Raw genomic sequence first — 18,910 nt, 5'->3', positions numbered from 1 at the left:
TACTATCATTATTGATCATAGGTTCTGAAACCCTCCAAGTGTTTTGCAGCTTCTTCCAAATCCATAATCAGAAATCCAAAACCCACACCTGGCTCGGTATTGTCTTTTCCGATCTGAAAACACATATACTTTCCGTCATCGGAAATTACTCCCTGATTGGCCTTGTATCCCTTATAGTTGGTGAAATAGGTTAATCTTTGCATTTCACCTGATCCATCTAATTTCAATTTATACAGATCCAGTAAAGGCCAAGCTTTTTTTTCTGAGTTACCATGCTCAACCAATGTGTGCAAACCATCAGGGAATATTCCTTCCGGCTCATCATAGCAGCAGGGAGAATTGGTGATGGTTCTATACTCTCCGGTTTCACTATCTACCATATAGACGTCCGTATTATTCCCATTATTGATGGTATAGACTGAAAAGGTTACTTGGGTGTCGTGTGGAGGAACGAGACTTTGGGTTTCAAGGCTTGCATGGCCTAAAGAAAATGGCAATTGCTTTGAATCAAAAATTACTCGTTCCTTGGATAATTTGGGAATTCCATCTTCATAAACTATTTCGGCCATCAATAGCTTAGCCCGGTTTTTCCCAAGTTCAGGCAACTGGCGATCTCGATGTGTCCAAGCAATTCTCAACCTATTTCGGGATACAGCAGGGCCTTCTGCGCAGAGAGTATTCAAAGGAACTGGGGGCTTCTGACCACTTTTATCCAATACATACAGCCATGTCATGTCACGCGCAATATCTCTTTCCTCTGCGTTAGTTGGGTCAAAAAGCTCCTTAGGACCTGCAAGGAGAATATCTCCATTGGATAAGTACATGGCCCGGGTAAAGCCATAATGGTTGAAATGTCTGGTTTTTGGGCGTACTACTCCGGTTGCCAACTCCATTTCATATACTTCCCCCATGGGTTTATCTAAGAAGAGAATGAATCGGCCATCATGAGACCAATCCGGGCGTTCCCCAAAACCGCTTACCAGTTTGATGTATGGAGGCAAATCATCTGCGGGACTGCCACTTTTCATAGCAGTTTCAGCTTTTATGTGATCTTGTCCAAATACAAGTGTGGTGGTGAAAAGTAAGCAAACGAGTAGTATTGATTGCTGGATAATTTTCTTTTCTATCGATGACATAGAGGAGAATATTAATTTGTTTCGGTTAAAAATTGGTCTGAGAGTGTTTGGCATTGAGACTGTCTGAGGAAGTCCTTATTTAACAAGTCTTTTCCTATACTGCCTACTCCTAACTCCATCAAGATAAGGAAATTCTTTTATTCTAAATCCAAGTCAATTTCCAATAGCCGGCAGTATTTGGGCAATTTTTGTTTAGCACAAAAAATATTAATTCAGAATGAAATATGGCCAAGGAGAATTGGCACTAATTGCAGTTATAAATCGTAAGGAGCAGTTTTTCTTAATTATCTCCTAAAACGTATTTCAGCCCATCATAAAAACTTGGATAGGGTACGTGACCATAATTATCATAAGTAACGTACTTGAATGAAAAGTTAGCACCTAATTCCAATTCAACTTTTTCAGCAAATTCAAGCATGGCCAAGTGAACTTCTTTGTTAGGATCATAGGAATCAACCAATGAGTTTGCCACAAATAATTTCTTACCAAGAAAACGTTCTTTGTTTTTGAACGCATTATCGGCTAGATCACTGAAAAAAGGATCCATATCTGCATACCAGCCGGCGCTATTTCCAATATAGTTTTGAAATAATTCTGGCCTTTCTAAAAATGCATACATGACAAATAACCCACTGAGAGATGTGCCTCGGATTGTTCTTTGTCTATTTGAGCGATATTCTTTATCGATATGCGGTATAAGTTCTTTTTCTAAAAAGGAAAGAAAATGGGCCGCTCCGGGATTATCCACTTTGTAGGTTGGCGTGCTCAATGGCATCATATCTCTGTCACGATCTGTATTGAGAATTGCTACGATTATTATATCTGCTCGGAGATAACGGGTTATCACAATGGTATTCAAAAGTGAGGTTTCGTTCCCGTCGAGAAGAAAAAGAGTTGGATATAATTTGTTTGAGGATTGATAATCTTTAGGAAGCGATACAATTAGATTTCTATTTTCATTTAAAATTTCAGAATAAATACTGTCCTTAACTCCGATTTTGATATGAATATCTTGAGTGAAGGCTTCCCTTTTTTTGGACAATTCTAAAATAGACAAAATCGGTTTTTGATGTTGACTATTACTACTATTAAGGGTGTTAATTGTGGATAACTTCAGAGAAGTTATCCACTGTTAACGCCCATTGCTTTGCAAACTCCACTGGGGAGCAATTATTTAGGCTTCCATGGGGTCGATGATGGTTATAATCCTCTAACCATTCCCGTGTAACATCTCTTACCTCTTCGAGTGAAATAAATGAATAGTAGTTCAATACTTCGGTCCTGTAGGTTTTGTTGAATCTCTCTACAAATGCGTTTTGCATGGGTTTCCCTGGTTGGATAAATAATAGCTTTACTTGGTTTGTTTCTGCCCAAGTCCTGAGTGGTTCTGCGATGAATTCCGGACCATTGTCCACTCTGATCTGACTGGGCAAGCCTCTCCATTCTTTCAGTTCTTCCAATACCCTGACCACACGGAGTGAGGGCAGGCTGGCACTTATCTCAATATGAAGGGCTTCTCGGTTGAAGTCATCCAAAATATTGAGCGTTCTAAATCGCTGACCTGAGAGCAGACTGTCAGACATGAAATCCATCGACCAGCTGGAATTGACCAGTTCCGGCTGAACAAGGGGTTCCTTGACTCTTGCAGGGACTCTTCGCTTTCCTTTTCTGCGCATGCTCAGTTGGAGTAGTTTATAGATCCCATATACCCGTTTGTGATTCCAGATGATTCCTTCTTTACGCATTCGCTTGTATAATAGCCAAAAGCCATATTGCCCAAAGCGATCTGCATATTCTCGTACTGTATCCACTACTTTCAAATCATTCTTGACTGGCTTGTAATAAAATGTGGACCGAGAATACTCAATCAGGCCGCAGGCCCTGCTGATACCCACCGGATAGCTTTCCAAAATATAATCTACCCGCTCTTTTCTATCAGCAGGGCTCAGAACTTTTTTCCTAGAACATCTTTGAGAATCTTGTTGTCCAGGGCCAGCTCCGCATACATCTGCTTGAGTTTCCGGTTTTCCTCCTCCAGCTCTTTGAGCCTTTTGAGCTCCTGAACTTCCATGCCTCCATATTTCTTTTTCCAAGTGTAAAAAGTACCTCGGTGGATCCCCAATTCCCGGCAAAGTTCATTGACATCCCTGCCGGACTCATGTTCTTTCACTGCCTTGATGATCTGGCTTTCAGTAAATCTTGACTTTTTCATACAGTTTAAAGTTAGTGACTTTGTCGTCTTTTAAACTGTCCTATTTTTGGGGAAGCTTACATGAGCAAAGCATATAGAAGTATTTATTAATCCGATTAAGGCAAAAAGTACAATATTATTTTTCATGGTAGGTTCGGATTAATATGTTGACCGTAAGGTTTTGCAGCTACCCGAAGGTGGCGATTTTGTCAACCAAGCACAAAGCTTGATTTGACCACTGAACATCCACTTGCGTGTAAGACCTGTTGTACGTTCGGCTTTTTTGTTATTGTTCGTAAAAAAATTTTCTCAAATATAAATTCGATTCGAAGTTTTGTTTCTTTTCAAAAAAAACTGTCTGCAATAAATCGTACTATTGATTGCCATACTTCTGTATTACGAGCATGAATACTAATGATGTTTATACCCAAAAAGAATGCTACAATAGAAAAGGGTATAGGGTTTACTTTCTTTATTAAATCATTTAATAAAAGGAGTAATACTATACTGATTCCAAAATATTCAGAGATAAAAAAGGCATTAAATTTAAGAGACGGTCCAAAAATGATAATCAATAATCTTGAAGAAATAGCTCCCAAAATTGTAAACGCTGTGCCAATCATGTAACGCTTGTGTTTAAAGATATCTTTTTTATAAATAATGGCAAGCGAGTAGAAAAGCAAAAAATTGAATGGAGTAATAATGTTTAATGACTGCCAAGCTGCTGCATCTTTAAACGGCATTACATCGACCATTTTGAGATAATTTAGCTTTGTAATCAGTATCATAGAAATAAACACTAACGGTGCGGTGAAATATGAAATTTTACCAATTAGTCTATGAGTCTTGAAGTTGTTTTTGATGATAAGATAGGGTTGAATAATCAGCATCACCATCCAAGATACCATTAGAGCTCCATGTATGTGATGTATCCAACTAAATTCATGAAATAGAGGAAAAAATTGCAAATAGGAAGGATGAAAGGCTACCTGCATTAAAATAAATAAAATTACCATAGCCATAAAAAAAGCTTTGGTTGAAAAGTCTAGTGCTTTATTTGCCTGTAACATTTATTTTCGATTTTTAGCAGGTGTCTTTTAAACGTCTCGGCTATGAGTAGTTCCGCCTGCCTGCCTCTGGTAGGTGGTTTAGCACTCAAATTTGCAAGCCTGCCAGGAGGCAGGTACAAACCGTGCTGATCCCGATAGCTATCGGGACGAGAGGATTTTCAGAAGTAGGCGAGAACCTGTCTGCCGTCAGGCAGGCAAGCAATTACTTATAGCCATTGTTGTGCTTTCGTTTTTTAATTTTTATTCAATTCTTTGGTTAATGATAAGAAGCAATTCGTTATAGTTCTTTATTACTTTATTTGCGCCTTCTAAGAGGGCAGATGTCATCACTGTACTACTGGCAATAACATTCCTGAAATTCTCACTGTTATATACATCTACGTTTAGATAGTCCTTAGAATTTAATATTCCATTACTAACCATTATATCTGTCATTACTCCTTGATCAACTAAATAAGGAAGTATATTGGAATGCACATCATTTTCTAGATACTCTATTCCTTTATTATAATATCCAATGGATTCTGAAAGATTCTGCATACTTTTTGTAAGTTCAGACCATTGAAAAATCTTTTTATTAGGGCCGAGTTCGTTTTCAATTATGGGTAGTTCAATTCTTTCTAGATAGAAAAAGACCATAGTACTAATCTTTTTTATCTTTTCAGAATCAGAAATATTCTGGTCACTACTATTCAAATATTCAATTCGTCTATCAACTCTTTGTTTCAAGAATTCAATAGCGCTTTCCAGTTCAGTTTTGTTCTCCTTTATTTCCTCTCTTAGATTTAGTAATACTTGTTGCGATTGCTTTTCTAATATTCTTTGCTGATTCCAATTATTAATCTGAAGTGCTATTAAAATTCCAATAACAACAAGCACAATTTCACCGATTGCATATTTCAAATACTTACCAGTTTTGCCTTCTGAAAGCAAGTTTTGTCTAATTTTTCTAAAAAAATTTATCATTGGGCAGCGGTTTTTGGTAATGAAGCACAACGGTAAGGCTATTTTCACCTTAAACTAGTAATGTAGCCTATTACATTTATGGCAGGAATACTTATTTTCCATTATTATTGAACATATACCTGTAAATCTTTAAATCCCCATTTTGATCGGGTTTTAATATCAGCAATCCTTTCACTTCAAAGTTTCCACTTTCAGCCGTCTTTGGATCTTTCCAGCTTCCTATATTTCTAGTTCGGGCGATACTATATTCACCTGCCGTGATTACTTCTTCAATGATGAACTGTTCAGCAAAGTCAAGGGATTCAAACCATTTGAAACTTTCGATGATCTCTTCCCGGCCTTTAACAATTGGTTTCCCCTCCGGTAGGATCATCGCATCGTCGTGGAAGCAGTCTGCCATCTTTGAGAATGATTTACTGCCCACAGCACTCCCGTATTGATCAAGCAATTCCCTAACGTCCTTTTCTAAGGTGCTTTCTTGCGCATGGGTTAAAGTTATTGATAGGAGGGAAAAAAAAGTTAAAAGTGTAAGTAGTTTTGTTTTCATGTTGAAAAATTTTGTGGTTTATTAAAACTATTCGAATTCTTTCTCAATGTAAGTTAAAACTCTCTGCTTATTGTTATCAAATGGTTCCAATACATGATTTGGTTGATTATAATGAAGCACAACGTTTTGCGGCTTGGCGTAGTGGCGGATTTTTAGCACAAAAGTTCAATCGAAGAACTGCACTTGAACCTACCACAAAACTGTCATACGAAGCACTGAACCCGCCATTACGCCAAACCGCTGTTAGCAGCAGATTTTCTTTTTATGTCGTCATTATTTTCACATTTTTAGCACATACTCCTTTGTCGTTAAAACCTTCTTCAAATGTTACTAATTGTCCTTCTTTGATTTTCTTTAATTCAGTTGTTGTTCTGATGTCAGGAAAAGAAGTTATGTGAGCAAAAAATCTATCGTTGTCCGATTCTATGAAAACGTAACTGTCATTTTGTGTTTTTACAATATTCCCAATTTTTGTTCCTTCTGAAATTTCAAAGTCAATTACATAGTTCAAACTGTCATCTTCAAATTTCTCGGCATATTTTAAAATTACTCGTCTATTAGAAATTATCAATCCAATTTGTTTTTGATTTCGCTCAATTAGTTCTTTTACATACTGATGGTTTGCATCAATTTCTGTTGGTGGCAACATACTTATGAAAGTATAGAGAGCGTCATAAAAGTTCTTGAGCATTTTAGTGTCTACAATATTTTGTTTAACACATTCTTCAAATACTTCAAAGGATTTTTTAAAGTGGCTTACACCACTATTTATGTCGCTTTGAACTTTAAGATAACTCTGACCACTGTTGGCGTAAAGTGAAATCAGTTCAGTATATGCCATTCTCAAATTAAGTGGGTCGAGCTTAGCTTTTGAAATAAGGTTTCTTATAATTTGAATTGCTTTGTTATACTCCTTCATCACATTGTAGCAACGAGCAAATAGAAACGATGAAAATGGATGCTCAGGTTTTAACTCAAAAACTTTCTCTGCACATTCTAATGCTTTCTTTGTGTCTTCAAGATAGAAAAGTAAAAATTGAGCATAGAAATACAATAATCGGGGATTATTTGGTGCAATCTCCAACCCCGAGAGATAATCTTCTTCCGCACTTAGAGTATCACCGCTCGATGCTTTCAAGAATGCTCCAACTCTGTAAACTTCGTAGTAATTAGGGTCAACACTTTTAGCTTCATTTACTTTTCTAAATGCGTTTTCGTAATTGTTAGCTCTTGAATAGCTTAATGCTTCAGAAAGTAGCTTGGCTGCAATCCTTTGGTTTGGTGTTTCACAAGCCAGAGCATTAATAGAAAACTCGTTATAGCTATTGACTTTCTTTATTTCGTGTATGCCTGATGTTAGTTCACGTGATTTTTTGGTTATTCTCTTTACGTATTCAGGGTCTACAGGGTGCTTATGTGATAAAAATTCTTTTGCAAAATCAGGTATGAAATAATACACTTCTTCAATATTTGAAGCGTCCATTATTTCTCGACTTATTAAAGTAGTTTTAAAGAGCTCAATTAAATACTTCCTTGCTTCCAAAGTATCATAATCAGATAGGTATAATATCTCTGCACTACTTAGTTTACGTCTTGATGCTCTAATTGAATTCAAAACAGAAATTGCACCATTAGAAAGCTTTTCATAAACATTTGTTAGACAGAAATTAAGTAAATCATCTTTATTATTAAGAACTTCTTGCGGTGAAATTCCCATTTCAACTGTGCTCACGAACCATTTTAAAGCTAATGGATTGTAATAAAGTTTGGATGCAATATCTGCAAGTGTATTTTGTGGCAACTTCATTAGAATGTCACTATTTCTTATTCTTGCTATTTCTCTAATGAGTTTTGCACACTCATTTTCTGTTAATCCGCTTAAAGTTCTCGGGTATTCTAACTCACCTAAACCAATTCTTGAAGTAATTACAATATTGCATTTAGTTTGTGCTTTTCTAATGAAGTCACGAACTTCTTCGCTTTGTATAGTTTCGAGATTGTCAATAATTATAAGTGTTTTAAACAAATCTAAATATTCAACGATAGCATCAAGTTTATTCTCTTTTATAGAGGTATCAATGCTGTCAGTGATTACAGAAATTAAACCCGTGTAGTCTGTAATTGCGGTGTATATTTCTTCAATTCCTTTTGAAGTCAACATTGTAGTTTTTGCGGAAGTCCAAATAATAAGTTCAAATGGACATTTTTCACCCATATCAACTAAATCATAAGCAACTTTTACAGCCAAAGCTGTTTTTCCAATACCACCGTCACCAAGAATGCTAACAACTTTGTTGGAGAAAATTAATTTTTTGATTTCTTCAACATCTTTAGTTCTTCCAATAAATCCTGTATCATCAAAGTCAGGAATAGGTAGATTATGAATTACTTTACTTTTTTCTTCATAAACAGATGTTGTTGGAATACGAAGTGTCAATAAGTAAGACGGGTCTTTTTCAATAATCTCTCTTGTCTCAATGGTTATCTTCCAATCAATTGGTGAATTATGCTTTAGTTTTTGGATGAAATCGTATACAGTTGAAAAGTCGCCACCGAGCAATGGGCGTGTGTGCATTACTCTGTTCCTAATTGGTGTCAAGTCAGATAGTTCCTTGAAAATTTCATTTAGATAATCCGATGTTGGTTTAGGAAGAAAAACATTGTTTTTTCTAAGAATTACGAATGAGTCGTGAAAGTCAATATAGTCGATTATATCGTCAATATTTCTTTTATAGTCAACACCTGGATTTTCTTTGTTAAATCTGTCAACGACTTTAGAAACAAGTTCAATGTCTCGAAAAAAAGTAATGTCTTCTTGAAAAGGTGTAATATACTTTTTAATAAGGTTTTTTAGGTCAGTCTCTATTCCATATATAAAGGCTGCTAATGTTATTCTTGTCTCTGTAATTCTTGCCATATTCTTGTCTGTGTTGTCGTTCTATAAATTTGCTGCTAACTTATTTATTGCTGTACCTTTTTTAAATATACTTGCCAGATGAGGTCAAGTATATGCACCTTTGGTAACTTTTATTTTTTTACAGGCTGTCGAAAGGACTTCGAATTTGTTGAAGGCTCCTTTGACTTACATGCGTATAGATCTCCGTTGTTTTACTGGAATTATGTCCGAGTAATTCCTGAATATATCGTAGGTCAGTCCCACTTTCCAATAGGTGAGTGGCATAAGAGTGACGCAACCAATGCAAGGTAACCGGCCTTTTGATACCTGATTTATCTAAAGCTGATTTCAAAACTTTTTGGAGACTCCCTTCACTATATTTTTCTCCAGCCACTTGCCCTTCAAATAAATATACTTTAGGTTTTTCATATTTGTAACACTCACGTAGCAATTCTAGAATTTTCTCACTGATTGGCACCAAACGGTCTTTCTTGCCTTTTCCTTGATTAATTCGTAGCATGCCCCGTTTTGAATCTATGTCCTGTGGTTTTAGATTCAAAAGCTCGGACCTTCTAAGACCACAAGCGTAAATTAAACTTAGCATCGTACGGTGCTTGATATTTTGATGAGCTCCTAGGATGGCTTTTACTTCTTCTTTGCTCAGGACGTGAGGCAATAATCTTGGAGTTTTGGGTCTTTCAATTTCGATCGGTTCCAGTTTTCGTTTGAGCCTGTTTGAAAAATATAACTTCACGGCATTGATGACCAAGGATTGGAAGGCAGCAGAATAGTTTCTACTTAGGATATAATCTTTGTGAAATAATTCCAAATCAGCATTAGTAATTTCTTCCGGATTTTTGTTCCCTGTAAATCTGAAAAATAAACTGAGACTTTGTGTGTAATTTTTAATGGTAGACTCAGAGTATCTTCTATTACGCATCCAGTCCGTAAATCTTTCGAGCTCAGCAAGTGAGTGCGCACTGCTTGGCGCCAGCTTGATGTTTTGAGATTCCTCCGGATCCACCAATTTTTTAAAGTTGCTATAGTCCAGCCAAGCTTTACCCTTAAATAAGTTTAAAAGATTAGATATAATATCATCAGAGTAGGGGACTGCCCAAGCCTTTAAATCCGTCTTCCACTTTGCTCCTGGAATAGTCTTGACCAGTTCTTTCAACTCATGATCAAAAGCAAATTCCAACAGAACTGCCGCTTTTTTTTGAATGATAGCGCTCTTGATAAAAATTGTTTTCATCGGAAAAAAATAAACGATAAAACAAGTTAAAATAAATTTTAAAAACCGTTTCCTTTCTCCTTAGTTTTTAATGAACATAATCATGATTTTTTGTCCATCTGCCAATAGAGCAATAGGTATAGCTTTGAAGCTCAATCAATAAACCGTCGTCAAAACCACCAATAGAACCTCCGTACTGATCTCCAGATTTCTATTTTTTTCAGGGTTGAGAATGAGTTGCTGCTCCTTTTTCAAGGAATTGGGCTTATATATTCCCAGAGCAATTTCTCCAAACTCAGATGCCTTGTCTTCTAATTGTCTAAAAGGAATCTGCCCAGGATTCAAGCCATATTCTTGTATGCTTCTGAAAATGATTTCTGCTCCTCCCGCAGTAAATAGCTCTTTAAAAATGCTGTTTACTTCTCTTTGCAAAGCAGTACCAGCTAAGAGATTGCTTAGGATTAAAGGGCTAATAATCACTTCTGCCTTGTATTTCCTCAATAAAGTCTCATTGTGCGGATCCGAAAGCTCTAATAAGACATTGGGCTTTTTATCGAGTTTTTCTAGTAGTTCTTCCAGCAAGACATAGCCCACAATGGTTCGGGCATCGGCTTCTTCTTTTTCTAGAATTCTCCCACTACTGACCAAGATAATATTATCGAATGCAGAAATATCAAGCTTTTGCAGGATGTTATCGTTGACAAAGTCTTCTTCTAAATGCTGAATTCTTATCCGCTCGGAAATGCTTTTTATTTTTTCCAGTCTAGCCTCTCTTTTTTCTTTGGGATAAACTGCCACGATGGTAATATCATAGTACTCATCTTCATAGGTGCTCAGCTCCCGAACCAAAGCTGGAATATGGTAATTCCATCCTAAAATCAGGATTTTTACAACTCCTGACTGCTCTTCTACTTTTAACTTTTCCTTGATCTGAATAGGGGGCTCTGGATTGTTGGCTATGTTGGTTTTCAGTTCAATATCCGAGGAACTTCTGGCCATAAGCACCAGCCTGTCATTTTCTTCCAGTACAAATTCCGGTGCTACATTGAGCATGGGAGTAGGCTCCACACCATTATATCTCACAAGACCTAAGATAACAGCCTTTGGAAATGCAGACCTGAGATCATGAATCGTTTTCCCATTGACTTCAGGGTATTCTCTGCAATAAAGATTGTTGTGTACGCTATGACTCAATAGCTCATTGTATACCACAGATAAGCCTTGAAGTCGTATGTTTTGAGCAATCAGCCTGCTGATAATGGTGTTGCTCCCAATTACCTCCATCGGTCCAGAGTAGGCCCGATAGGCGGCGTCTATTTTGTTGTCATCTTGGATTTCAGCCACCACATAAGGGAAATTTTGATTTCCGGAAGACTCCTCTGCGGCGGCATTGAGCGATAATAAAGTTTTAATAGTTTCTACATCAGGGGTAACTAGTTCTTGATCTGTATAGGAGGAACTGGGAATAATGATAGCAGCCGCATTGAGACTGTCGACTCGTTTGAGGTCTTCAGGGTCAATGGGTATCCCGGAGCGAAGCACAATATCATCAGCAGCTTTTCCGATCAGAGGATTGCTTCGGAGTTCCTGAACATGCTCGGGTGTCACATCTTCTGCAAGAATGATCAAGTTCAGTCTTCTGGCTCCATAAAACTTCAAAAATCTTCTTAATCTGCCAACAGACTGGATAATTTCTCCTACAGTATAGCTTGTCTTGGAGTTCCAGCCTAAAATCAAAATGTGATTCTTTGCTGCAACCGGCGTAAAACCTTGTTCCAGGCTTCGGATTTTGGTATTCATCCAGGTGGTAATAATAGCCACCATCGAACCCAAGAAAACCACATATCCTAGCACCGTAAGTATAGTGGATATAAAGCGTCTCCAGTTGCCCTCATCATCTCCTAGATATCCAGGATCAGACAATCGTAAAAAGGCCCACCAAACTGCTTCTCCAAGATTCCCTGTGGGTTCTCCTGATGGCAAGACAAGCAGCCCCCCAATCAGTGATATCAATCCAATCAATAATGCTACATACAGCAATTGAACGTAAGCTCCTTTGACAAACTGGCGTTCAAGAAAAAATTTAATACTCTCTTTTATTCTAAGTCTTTTCATGCATTAACATTTATAGCCAATTCATTTTCCTGCGAAAGAATGGGAAACATTGGGAAGCTCTTTTAAAAACTGACCGTTCTTTAATTATACAAAAAAGAAAGCTTAGTATACTAATTGAAGATTGTTTGAGGAGGTTTTATTACTCTGCAAGTAATCTTCCTTCCAGTTTAAAAACACGAATTTTCATTTTGCGGTATGAGAAGGCGGAACCGAAAATAATACTGCCTGCTAAAAATCTAAATTTAATGTAATCGGATACCCATTTTATAAAATATTTTTTCCGATTATTCCCTGTTATTTATTCTTCTACTTAGAACAATAAATTCTTTCTGAGTGGTTGTTTTTAGTTCACTGAATTTTATCGATTTATTTCCAAAATCGATTTTTCTTTGGATTCCAAAAAATGTTGAACGTTACTGGAATTGTTTAAAAGAAGTCTGGAAATATTAGTGGTTGTCAAATTACCAGATCTCAGCCAAATAATTTTGGGTGGAGAGTCTTTTACTAGACTCAAATCAACAAAGTCTGAATCGAAGGTGACAATTGCATATCCATTTTTCTTTGCAAAATTAAAGATTTTCAAGTCTGGAGCATTCTCTAACCCTTCAAAAAGAACATGTGTGGAACCTGGAAATTTTTCCTCTAAAAGTCTAACTATCTTAGATGATATGTTCTGATCAAAAAGTAGTTTCAATTGTTGAACTGAAGTTTATGTTCTTTATCTGCTGCAAAAGCCAAACACGCATGTATCATTTCTTCATTTAACTCTTCAAAATCAGCAAGAATTTCCTCCTTTGACATTCCATTGGATAACCAGTTTAGTACATCATAAACAGAAATTCGGGTCCCTTTAATACAAGGCTTTCCAAACCTCTTATCTGCTCTGATTTCGATATATTTTTGATAATCCATAGCTAAATATACTGAATTATAAGATCATTTGTTTCCCCAATTAACCTTTGGATATTGATAATATCATTGATTTTGCTTCCGATTTTATCAAATCCGAATGGGATCATTTTCCTGGATTATTATAATTTTTTGCGATTTATTACTTGATGATAATAAACCCTCCAAGGGATTTAAAACCCTTGAAGTGTAAAAAAAATCCTGCCTCGTTGGAAGCAGGATTTTTAAAAATTGGTCGGTGGGTGTAAACTTAACTTTCCGTAATTGTATTCAACTTGGCTAAGAAGCTATTGTAATATTGTCTTCCAACTTGCACAATCGCCCCTTGCTTCAGTGTAATTTCCTTGGTATTAAAGCTTTCAATTTGTCCCAAATGAACGATGAAAGACTTCTGAACCCGAAGGAAAAACTGGGAAGGTAAAATTTCCTCAATTTCTTTCATGGATTTGCGGATGCTATAATCTCTGTTTTTCGTGAAAATAGTCACCATATTTCCATTTGCCTCCACATAGTAAATCTCATCGTAAGGTACACGCTCAAATGCATTGTCTGCTTTGATAAATACCGCATCGGTAACCAAATAAGGGCTTTCTTTTGGAGCAACTACGGCAGCTGTCTCTGTAGCAGGCTTGGTTCTTTTATTATAAAGCACGATTTCCACGATAGCGTGGATATCATTGGTGTTGAAAGGCTTTACAATAAAGCCTGCAGGGGCAATTCTTTTTGCACGCTCAATGATGGTAGGATCTGAGTAAGATGTCACAAACACCAAAGGTGCATCCACCATCTGCTTTACAATTTCCCCCAGTTCAATTCCATCTTTATCCCCCTTCAATTTGATATCCATAAATATCAAATCCGGACGATATTTTTTGATGACCTTGATACACTGATTGGCCGAGTTGGCAATGTCTATATTGACATAGCCAAGGAGTTCTAAGATTTCCTGAATATTCTCTGCAATACTTGGGTCGTCTTCGACTATTAAAATCCGCTCTTCTTTCATGGGTTTGGCAGATAATGCGTTTTAGTGGATGTATCGGGTTAAAAAAGCGATATAAAATTACTTTTCCACTAATTACAGAATTTAATTCGGGAAATCAAATGCTTTTTTTTGGTTATGAAAGTTACAAGCTCATCATTTCCTTGAATCGTGCTGCCTGTCTGCGACTTACCTCAATTCTGTCCCCTCCTTTTAGGGTGACAACCAAGCCTCCATTAAACCAAGGTTCTATTCCTTCGACCCAACCTAAGTTGATAATGTGCTTTCTGCTGGCACGGAAAAAAGACTTCTCATCTAGTCTTTCATCCAAGGCATTCAAGGACTTATGGATCATTGGCTTGAAATTATCGAAGTAGACTTTGATGTAGTTTCCGTCGGATTCGAATAGCCTTACATTGGACAACCTAACAAACCAGCATCTGTCTCCATCTTTGACAAATACCTGATCATCCAAGGTCAATTTTTTATTGTTAGTTGAAGCAGCTTCTTCCTCGCGCTTGATTTGATTTTCAATCTTGCCTGAAAGTCTCTGAATAGCTTCTTCCAATCTTTTTGGCTCGATAGGCTTCAGCAAATAATCCAAAGCATTTACCTGGAATGCCTTCAGTGCATATTCGTCATAAGCTGTGGTGAAAATTACGTGAGGAACATTGTCCAGCTCCTCCAACAAATCGAAACCTGTTTTCTCTGGCATTTGAATATCCAGGAAAATCACATCGGGATTGAGTTGATCTATCTTCTCCTTGGCATCTTCCACATTCACTGCTTCTCCGACTACTTCGACGGTTTCCAGCTGATTTAATAAGTTGATCAGCTCTTTTCTTGCCAATCTTTCGTCATCAATAACTATGGCTCGCATATTTTTTCAGTTTATTGTTCTAAAGTTACTCTTTGTTTGGGGATTTTGATTTCGGTGATAACAAATTGATTCCCGGAATTGAATATACGGAACCTGGCTTTATCCCCATAAATTAACTTAAGCCTTTGTACCGTATTACTCAATCCATGGCCTCCATCGGCTTTGGGCTTTAAGCTCGGAGGAGTTTTGAGATAGCCGCTGTTTTTAACTTGGATATACAAATCATCCTCCAGTCCTTCCCGGCATTTGATCTCAATAATACCCCCTTTCACCAAATTAGAAATTCCATGCTTGATGGCATTTTCCACTATGGTCTGTAGCATCATCGGAGGGATTTTGTAATTGAAGGCCTCATCTTCGATTTGATATTCTACCTGCAGCCTTTCTTCAAAGCGGATGGATTCCAGGATGAGATAATCTTTCACTGTATTCAGCTCATCTTCAAAGTCAATGGTCTGTTTTTTATCCATCATCAGTGAGAAGCGAAGTATATTCGAAATTCTCGTAATCGCATTTTTTGCCTTGTCCGGATCTTCATCCACCAAAGCTCTCACGCTGTTCAAAGCGTTGAAAATAAAATGTGGATTGAGTTGGCTTTTCAGATGGTTGAGGCGGATTTGATTGATTTTCGCCTCATATTTTAGGGTATTGTTGTAGTTATCCAGAAAGTGAAAAAGGAAATAAAGCAAAAACCACATGGCATAAAAAAGAAAAGCTATAAACAGGTTGGCTGAAATAACCAGAAGCTGAAAGTCATTCTGTGGGTTTAAAATTCCAAAAGCAATGTTGATTAGAATCTGTACAACCACATTGACTAAACTCAAAGCCAACATGGCCAGGACCGACTGAAGTAAAAGTTGAGGAATGCTCAACTTGAACCAATCGTAGGTCTTGATTATGTAGCGAATAAAATGGGTTGATAGCAGATAAAATACCGCAAGAACAATAAAGCCCCAAACCTGAACCTGATTGATTCCGGTGGAGGAAAGGGATGCAAAAAGTATCTGGACAAAGGCAATGCTTCCCCAGCCCAGAATTTGTAGCAACCAATATAAACGAATTCTATTCATAGAACCTCAAATATACTGAAGCTATGAAAAGGAATCAGTGGATTGTGATAAAAGGAATATAGCACTGATTTGGCCCTGAATCAGCTATTTAATTCAATTTTAAGAAACTTGCCTGTATGGCTTTTTGAATTCTTGGCAATCTGCTCAGGTGTGCCTTTTGCGATTATCGTCCCCCCTTTGTTTCCTCCTTCAGGTCCCAAATCCACCACATAATCAGCTACTTTGATGACATCCAGATTGTGTTCAATAATCAAAACTGTATTGCCTTTATCTACCAGCTTTTGCAAAACTTTCATCAGCATTTCAATATCCTGAAAGTGCAGTCCTGTCGTGGGTTCATCCAGAATATAGAAGGTTTTTCCAGTGTCTTTTTTGGAAAGCTCAGTTGCCAGCTTCACCCGCTGCGCCTCACCTCCGGATAGCGTAGTAGCGTGCTGTCCAAGTGTGATATAGCCTAAACCCACATCATTCAAAGTCTTGATCTTTCTTAGGATTTTTGGTTGGTTATGGAAAAATTCCACTGCCTGCTCAACTGTCATATCCAATACATCGGAAATGGATTTCCCTTTGAATCGTACTTCCAAAGTTTCCCGATTGTAGCGCTTTCCTTTGCAAGTTTCGCATGGGATATGGACATCAGGCAAGAAGTCCATCTCAATCAATTTCATTCCGGCACCTTCACAGTCCTCACATCTTCCTCCTTTGACATTGAAGGAAAATCTTCCAGGTTTATAACCTCTGATTTTAGCCTCTGGGAGTTCTGTGAAAAGTGTCCTGATATCTGAAAATACTCCCGTGTATGTGGCGGGGTTTGATCTTGGTGTTCTGCCAATCGGAGACTGATCCACCTCAATTACTTTATCCAGATGCTCCAAGCCTTTGAAGCTTTCATAAGGCATGGGATCTTTTTTGGATCCATAAATATGTTGCCTCAAAATGGGATACAATGTCTCATGAATCAAAGTACTTTTCCCTGATCCCGAAACGCCAGTGATCAAAGTCAGAGTGCCCAGTGGAATTTCTAAATCTACATTCTTCAGATTGTTTCCACTTGCACCTTTGAGAATTAAGCTTTCGCCTTTTCCTTTTTTGCGCTCTTTAGGAATCGGTAGCCCAAGTTTCCCTTTCAGATAATCGGCAGTTACTCCTCCCTGCTTCAGAATTTCCTCGGGCTTTCCTGAGGCAACAATATGTCCGCCATGTCTTCCTGCTCCCGGTCCCATATCCAACACAAAATCGGATTCGAGCATCATGTCTTTATCATGCTCCACCACCAGCACCGAATTTCCAAGATCTCTTAGGCTTTGTAGTGCTTTGATCAATTTGACATTGTCCCGCTGGTGCAAACCAATGCTGGGTTCATCCAAAATGTAAAGCACTCCCACAAGCTGAGTACCTATCTGGGTTGCCAAACGGATTCGCTGAGCCTCTCCACCAGAAAGAGTTCTCAATGGTCGGTTGAGCGTCAAATAATCCAGGCCAATATCTAGAAGAAAACCTATCCTCTTTCTGATTTCTTTCAACACTTCCTGACCGATGATCTGCTGCTTTTCAGTCATGCGGCTTTCCACGCCTTCAAACCAATCGCCTAAAGCTCGGATATCTTTATGAGCTAATTCTCCGATGTGCGTATCGTCGATTTTGAAGTGTAGTGCTTCCCTCTTCAGGCGATATCCATTACAATCCGGACAGGTCTGAGTGATGGTAAACTCTGAAACCCAGTCCTGAATTTTTTCAGAACTGCCTTCCTGATACTTTTGTAGGAAGTTGACAATTCCCTCAAAGGTGGTATGCCACTTTGTTCCCGGATATTTCACCGAGTCTACAGCTACTTCAACCTTATCTCCGTAGAGCAAGACATCCACCACATTTTCAGGCAGCTTATTTATAGGCGTACTCATGCTGCATTTGTAATGCTTCAGGATCGCCTCAATTTTCTTAAATATCCAGATGTCTCTGTATTCGCCCAAAGGAGCAATTCCCCCTCTGGTAATACTCAGACTGGGATCGGGAATGATGCTTTCTTTGGTAATTTCCTCAGTAATCCCCAATCCATTACAGGTAGGACAGGCTCCATATGGACTATTGAATGAAAAAGTGTTAGGGGCAGGCTCATCGTAAGAAAGGCCTGTTTCCGGATCCATCAAGTACTTGGAGAAATGATGGATTTCTCCCTCCTCATCCCGAATCATGATCACCCCTTTGCCATGTTGCAAGGCAGATTTGAGGGATTGAGTGATTCTAAATCTATCGGACTCATCAGCTACAATACGGTCGATGACAATTTCTATGTCGTGAATTTTATAACGGTCCACCTGCATTTTGGGAACCATCTCCATCACCACGCCATCAACCCGAACTTTGGAGAATCCCATTTTTCTGATTTGCTCGAAAAGCTCTCTGTAATGCCCTTTCCTTCCTTTGACTACCGGAGCAAGGATGTAGAGTTTTTTTCCTCCAAACTTTGAAAAAAGTTGCTCGATAATCTGGTCTTCGGTTTGTCTCACCATCTTTTTCCCGGTTTCATAGGAAAAAGCTTCTCCTGCTCTTGCAAAAAGCAATCGCATGAAGTCATAGATTTCAGTAACAGTACCTACTGTGGATCGAGGATTTTTTGAGGTGGTTTTTTGCTCAATGGCAATTACCGGTGAAAGCCCATTAATCTTATCCACATCCGGTCTTTCCATCCCACCCAAAAAAGAGCGGGCATAAGCTGAAAAGCTCTCCAAATATCTTCTTTGTCCTTCCGAATAAATGGTGTCAAAAGCGAGGGAGCTTTTTCCGCTTCCGCTCAGACCTGTCACCACCACCAGTTGGTTGCGGGGAATTCTGACATCCAGATTTTTCAGATTATGCTCTCGGGCACCAAAAATTTCAATAAATTCTTCCTGAGAAGCAGTGGATTGACTCATAAATC

Annotated in this window: 15 protein-coding genes; all 15 read right to left on the bottom strand. The window is 38.1% G+C overall.

Annotated features, from left to right (window positions below; all coding sequences use genetic code 11):
- Positions 1–8: 8 nt before the first annotated feature.
- The 15 genes from BM073_RS05665 to uvrA all read right to left on the bottom strand — a co-directional run bounded on the left by BM073_RS05665 (position 9) and on the right by uvrA (position 18,905).
- Positions 9–1,136 carry a TolB-like translocation protein gene (locus tag BM073_RS05665; RefSeq protein ID WP_091651667.1) on the bottom strand — a complete coding sequence of 376 codons (1,128 nt, stop codon included), beginning with the start codon at positions 1,134–1,136 and terminating at the stop codon, positions 9–11.
- Positions 1,137–1,416: 280 nt separating this feature from the next.
- Entirely contained in the window at positions 1,417–2,193 is a 777-nt protein-coding gene (locus BM073_RS05660) for an alpha/beta hydrolase (RefSeq protein ID WP_175557854.1), read from the bottom strand.
- Between the two features lie 40 nt (positions 2,194–2,233).
- A protein-coding gene (locus BM073_RS05655) for an IS3 family transposase (protein WP_091651660.1) occupies positions 2,234–3,348 on the bottom strand; the annotation gives its coding sequence in 2 pieces (ribosomal slippage) (positions 2,234–3,096 and positions 3,096–3,348; 1,116 coding nt in all).
- Between the two features lie 323 nt (positions 3,349–3,671).
- Positions 3,672–4,397, bottom strand: a complete 726-nt coding sequence (locus BM073_RS05650) for a hypothetical protein (RefSeq protein ID WP_091651657.1) — start codon at positions 4,395–4,397, stop codon at positions 3,672–3,674.
- A 240-nt stretch (positions 4,398–4,637) separates the two neighbouring features.
- Positions 4,638–5,363 carry a DUF6090 family protein gene (locus BM073_RS05645; RefSeq protein ID WP_091651655.1) on the bottom strand — a complete coding sequence of 242 codons (726 nt, stop codon included), beginning with the start codon at positions 5,361–5,363 and terminating at the stop codon, positions 4,638–4,640.
- 91 nt (positions 5,364–5,454) lie between these two features.
- Complete coding sequence (locus tag BM073_RS05640; protein WP_091651653.1) at positions 5,455–5,910, bottom strand: YybH family protein; 456 nt, start codon at positions 5,908–5,910, stop codon at positions 5,455–5,457.
- Positions 5,911–6,172: 262 nt separating this feature from the next.
- Entirely contained in the window at positions 6,173–8,827 is a 2,655-nt protein-coding gene (locus BM073_RS05635) for an NB-ARC domain-containing protein (protein ID WP_091651650.1), read from the bottom strand.
- Between the two features lie 118 nt (positions 8,828–8,945).
- On the bottom strand, positions 8,946–10,058 hold the full coding sequence (xerA, locus tag BM073_RS05630) for a site-specific tyrosine recombinase/integron integrase (RefSeq protein ID WP_091651648.1): 1,113 nt from the start codon (positions 10,056–10,058) through the stop codon (positions 8,946–8,948).
- A gap of 135 nt (positions 10,059–10,193) precedes the next feature.
- Positions 10,194–12,152: a CASTOR/POLLUX-related putative ion channel gene (locus tag BM073_RS05625; protein ID WP_091651644.1), complete on the bottom strand. Its 1,959-nt coding sequence runs from the start codon at positions 12,150–12,152 to the stop codon at positions 10,194–10,196.
- A 358-nt stretch (positions 12,153–12,510) separates the two neighbouring features.
- Positions 12,511–12,846, bottom strand: a complete 336-nt coding sequence (locus BM073_RS05620; protein WP_091651638.1) for a DUF5615 family PIN-like protein — start codon at positions 12,844–12,846, stop codon at positions 12,511–12,513.
- Entirely contained in the window at positions 12,843–13,064 is a 222-nt protein-coding gene (locus BM073_RS05615) for a DUF433 domain-containing protein (RefSeq protein ID WP_091651635.1), read from the bottom strand. Before BM073_RS05615 ends, BM073_RS05620 begins: the two co-directional genes overlap by 4 nt.
- 247 nt (positions 13,065–13,311) lie before the next feature.
- Positions 13,312–14,067, bottom strand: coding sequence for a LytR/AlgR family response regulator transcription factor (locus tag BM073_RS05610; RefSeq protein WP_091651632.1), 756 nt, complete (start codon positions 14,065–14,067; stop codon positions 13,312–13,314).
- A 121-nt stretch (positions 14,068–14,188) separates the two neighbouring features.
- Positions 14,189–14,923 (bottom strand): LytR/AlgR family response regulator transcription factor, encoded by a 735-nt coding sequence (locus BM073_RS05605; protein WP_091651629.1) that lies wholly within the window; start codon positions 14,921–14,923, stop codon positions 14,189–14,191.
- Positions 14,924–14,934: 11 nt separating this feature from the next.
- Entirely contained in the window at positions 14,935–15,993 is a 1,059-nt protein-coding gene (locus tag BM073_RS05600) for a sensor histidine kinase (protein WP_091651627.1), read from the bottom strand.
- Between the two features lie 80 nt (positions 15,994–16,073).
- Positions 16,074–18,905, bottom strand: coding sequence for an excinuclease ABC subunit UvrA (gene uvrA / locus BM073_RS05595; protein ID WP_091651624.1), 2,832 nt, complete (start codon positions 18,903–18,905; stop codon positions 16,074–16,076).
- Positions 18,906–18,910 lie beyond the last annotated feature (5 nt).

It is taken from the genome of Algoriphagus ornithinivorans, assembly GCF_900115305.1.
Taxonomy (GTDB): Bacteria; Bacteroidota; Bacteroidia; order Cytophagales; family Cyclobacteriaceae; genus Algoriphagus; species Algoriphagus ornithinivorans.
The sequence above is the reverse complement of the archived record's forward strand: the minus strand, read 5'-3'. Positions and strand labels throughout refer to the sequence as shown.

What these genes read in the sequence shown, in the direction of transcription:
- BM073_RS05610 (WP_091651632.1), bottom strand. Translation starts at nt 14,067, where the DNA reads ATGAAAGAAGAGCGGATTTTAATAGTCGAAGACGACCCAAGTATTGCA.
- BM073_RS05615 (WP_091651635.1), bottom strand. Translation starts at nt 13,064, where the DNA reads ATGGATTATCAAAAATATATCGAAATCAGAGCAGATAAGAGGTTTGGA.
- BM073_RS05625 (WP_091651644.1), bottom strand. Translation starts at nt 12,152, where the DNA reads ATGAAAAGACTTAGAATAAAAGAGAGTATTAAATTTTTTCTTGAACGC.
- BM073_RS05665 (WP_091651667.1), bottom strand. Translation starts at nt 1,136, where the DNA reads ATGTCATCGATAGAAAAGAAAATTATCCAGCAATCAATACTACTCGTT.
- BM073_RS05600 (WP_091651627.1), bottom strand. Translation starts at nt 15,993, where the DNA reads ATGAATAGAATTCGTTTATATTGGTTGCTACAAATTCTGGGCTGGGGA.
- BM073_RS05640 (WP_091651653.1), bottom strand. Translation starts at nt 5,910, where the DNA reads ATGAAAACAAAACTACTTACACTTTTAACTTTTTTTTCCCTCCTATCA.
- BM073_RS05635 (WP_091651650.1), bottom strand. Translation starts at nt 8,827, where the DNA reads ATGGCAAGAATTACAGAGACAAGAATAACATTAGCAGCCTTTATATAT.
- uvrA (WP_091651624.1), bottom strand. Translation starts at nt 18,905, where the DNA reads ATGAGTCAATCCACTGCTTCTCAGGAAGAATTTATTGAAATTTTTGGT.
- BM073_RS05650 (WP_091651657.1), bottom strand. Translation starts at nt 4,397, where the DNA reads ATGTTACAGGCAAATAAAGCACTAGACTTTTCAACCAAAGCTTTTTTT.
- xerA (WP_091651648.1), bottom strand. Translation starts at nt 10,058, where the DNA reads ATGAAAACAATTTTTATCAAGAGCGCTATCATTCAAAAAAAAGCGGCA.
- BM073_RS05645 (WP_091651655.1), bottom strand. Translation starts at nt 5,363, where the DNA reads ATGATAAATTTTTTTAGAAAAATTAGACAAAACTTGCTTTCAGAAGGC.
- BM073_RS05605 (WP_091651629.1), bottom strand. Translation starts at nt 14,923, where the DNA reads ATGCGAGCCATAGTTATTGATGACGAAAGATTGGCAAGAAAAGAGCTG.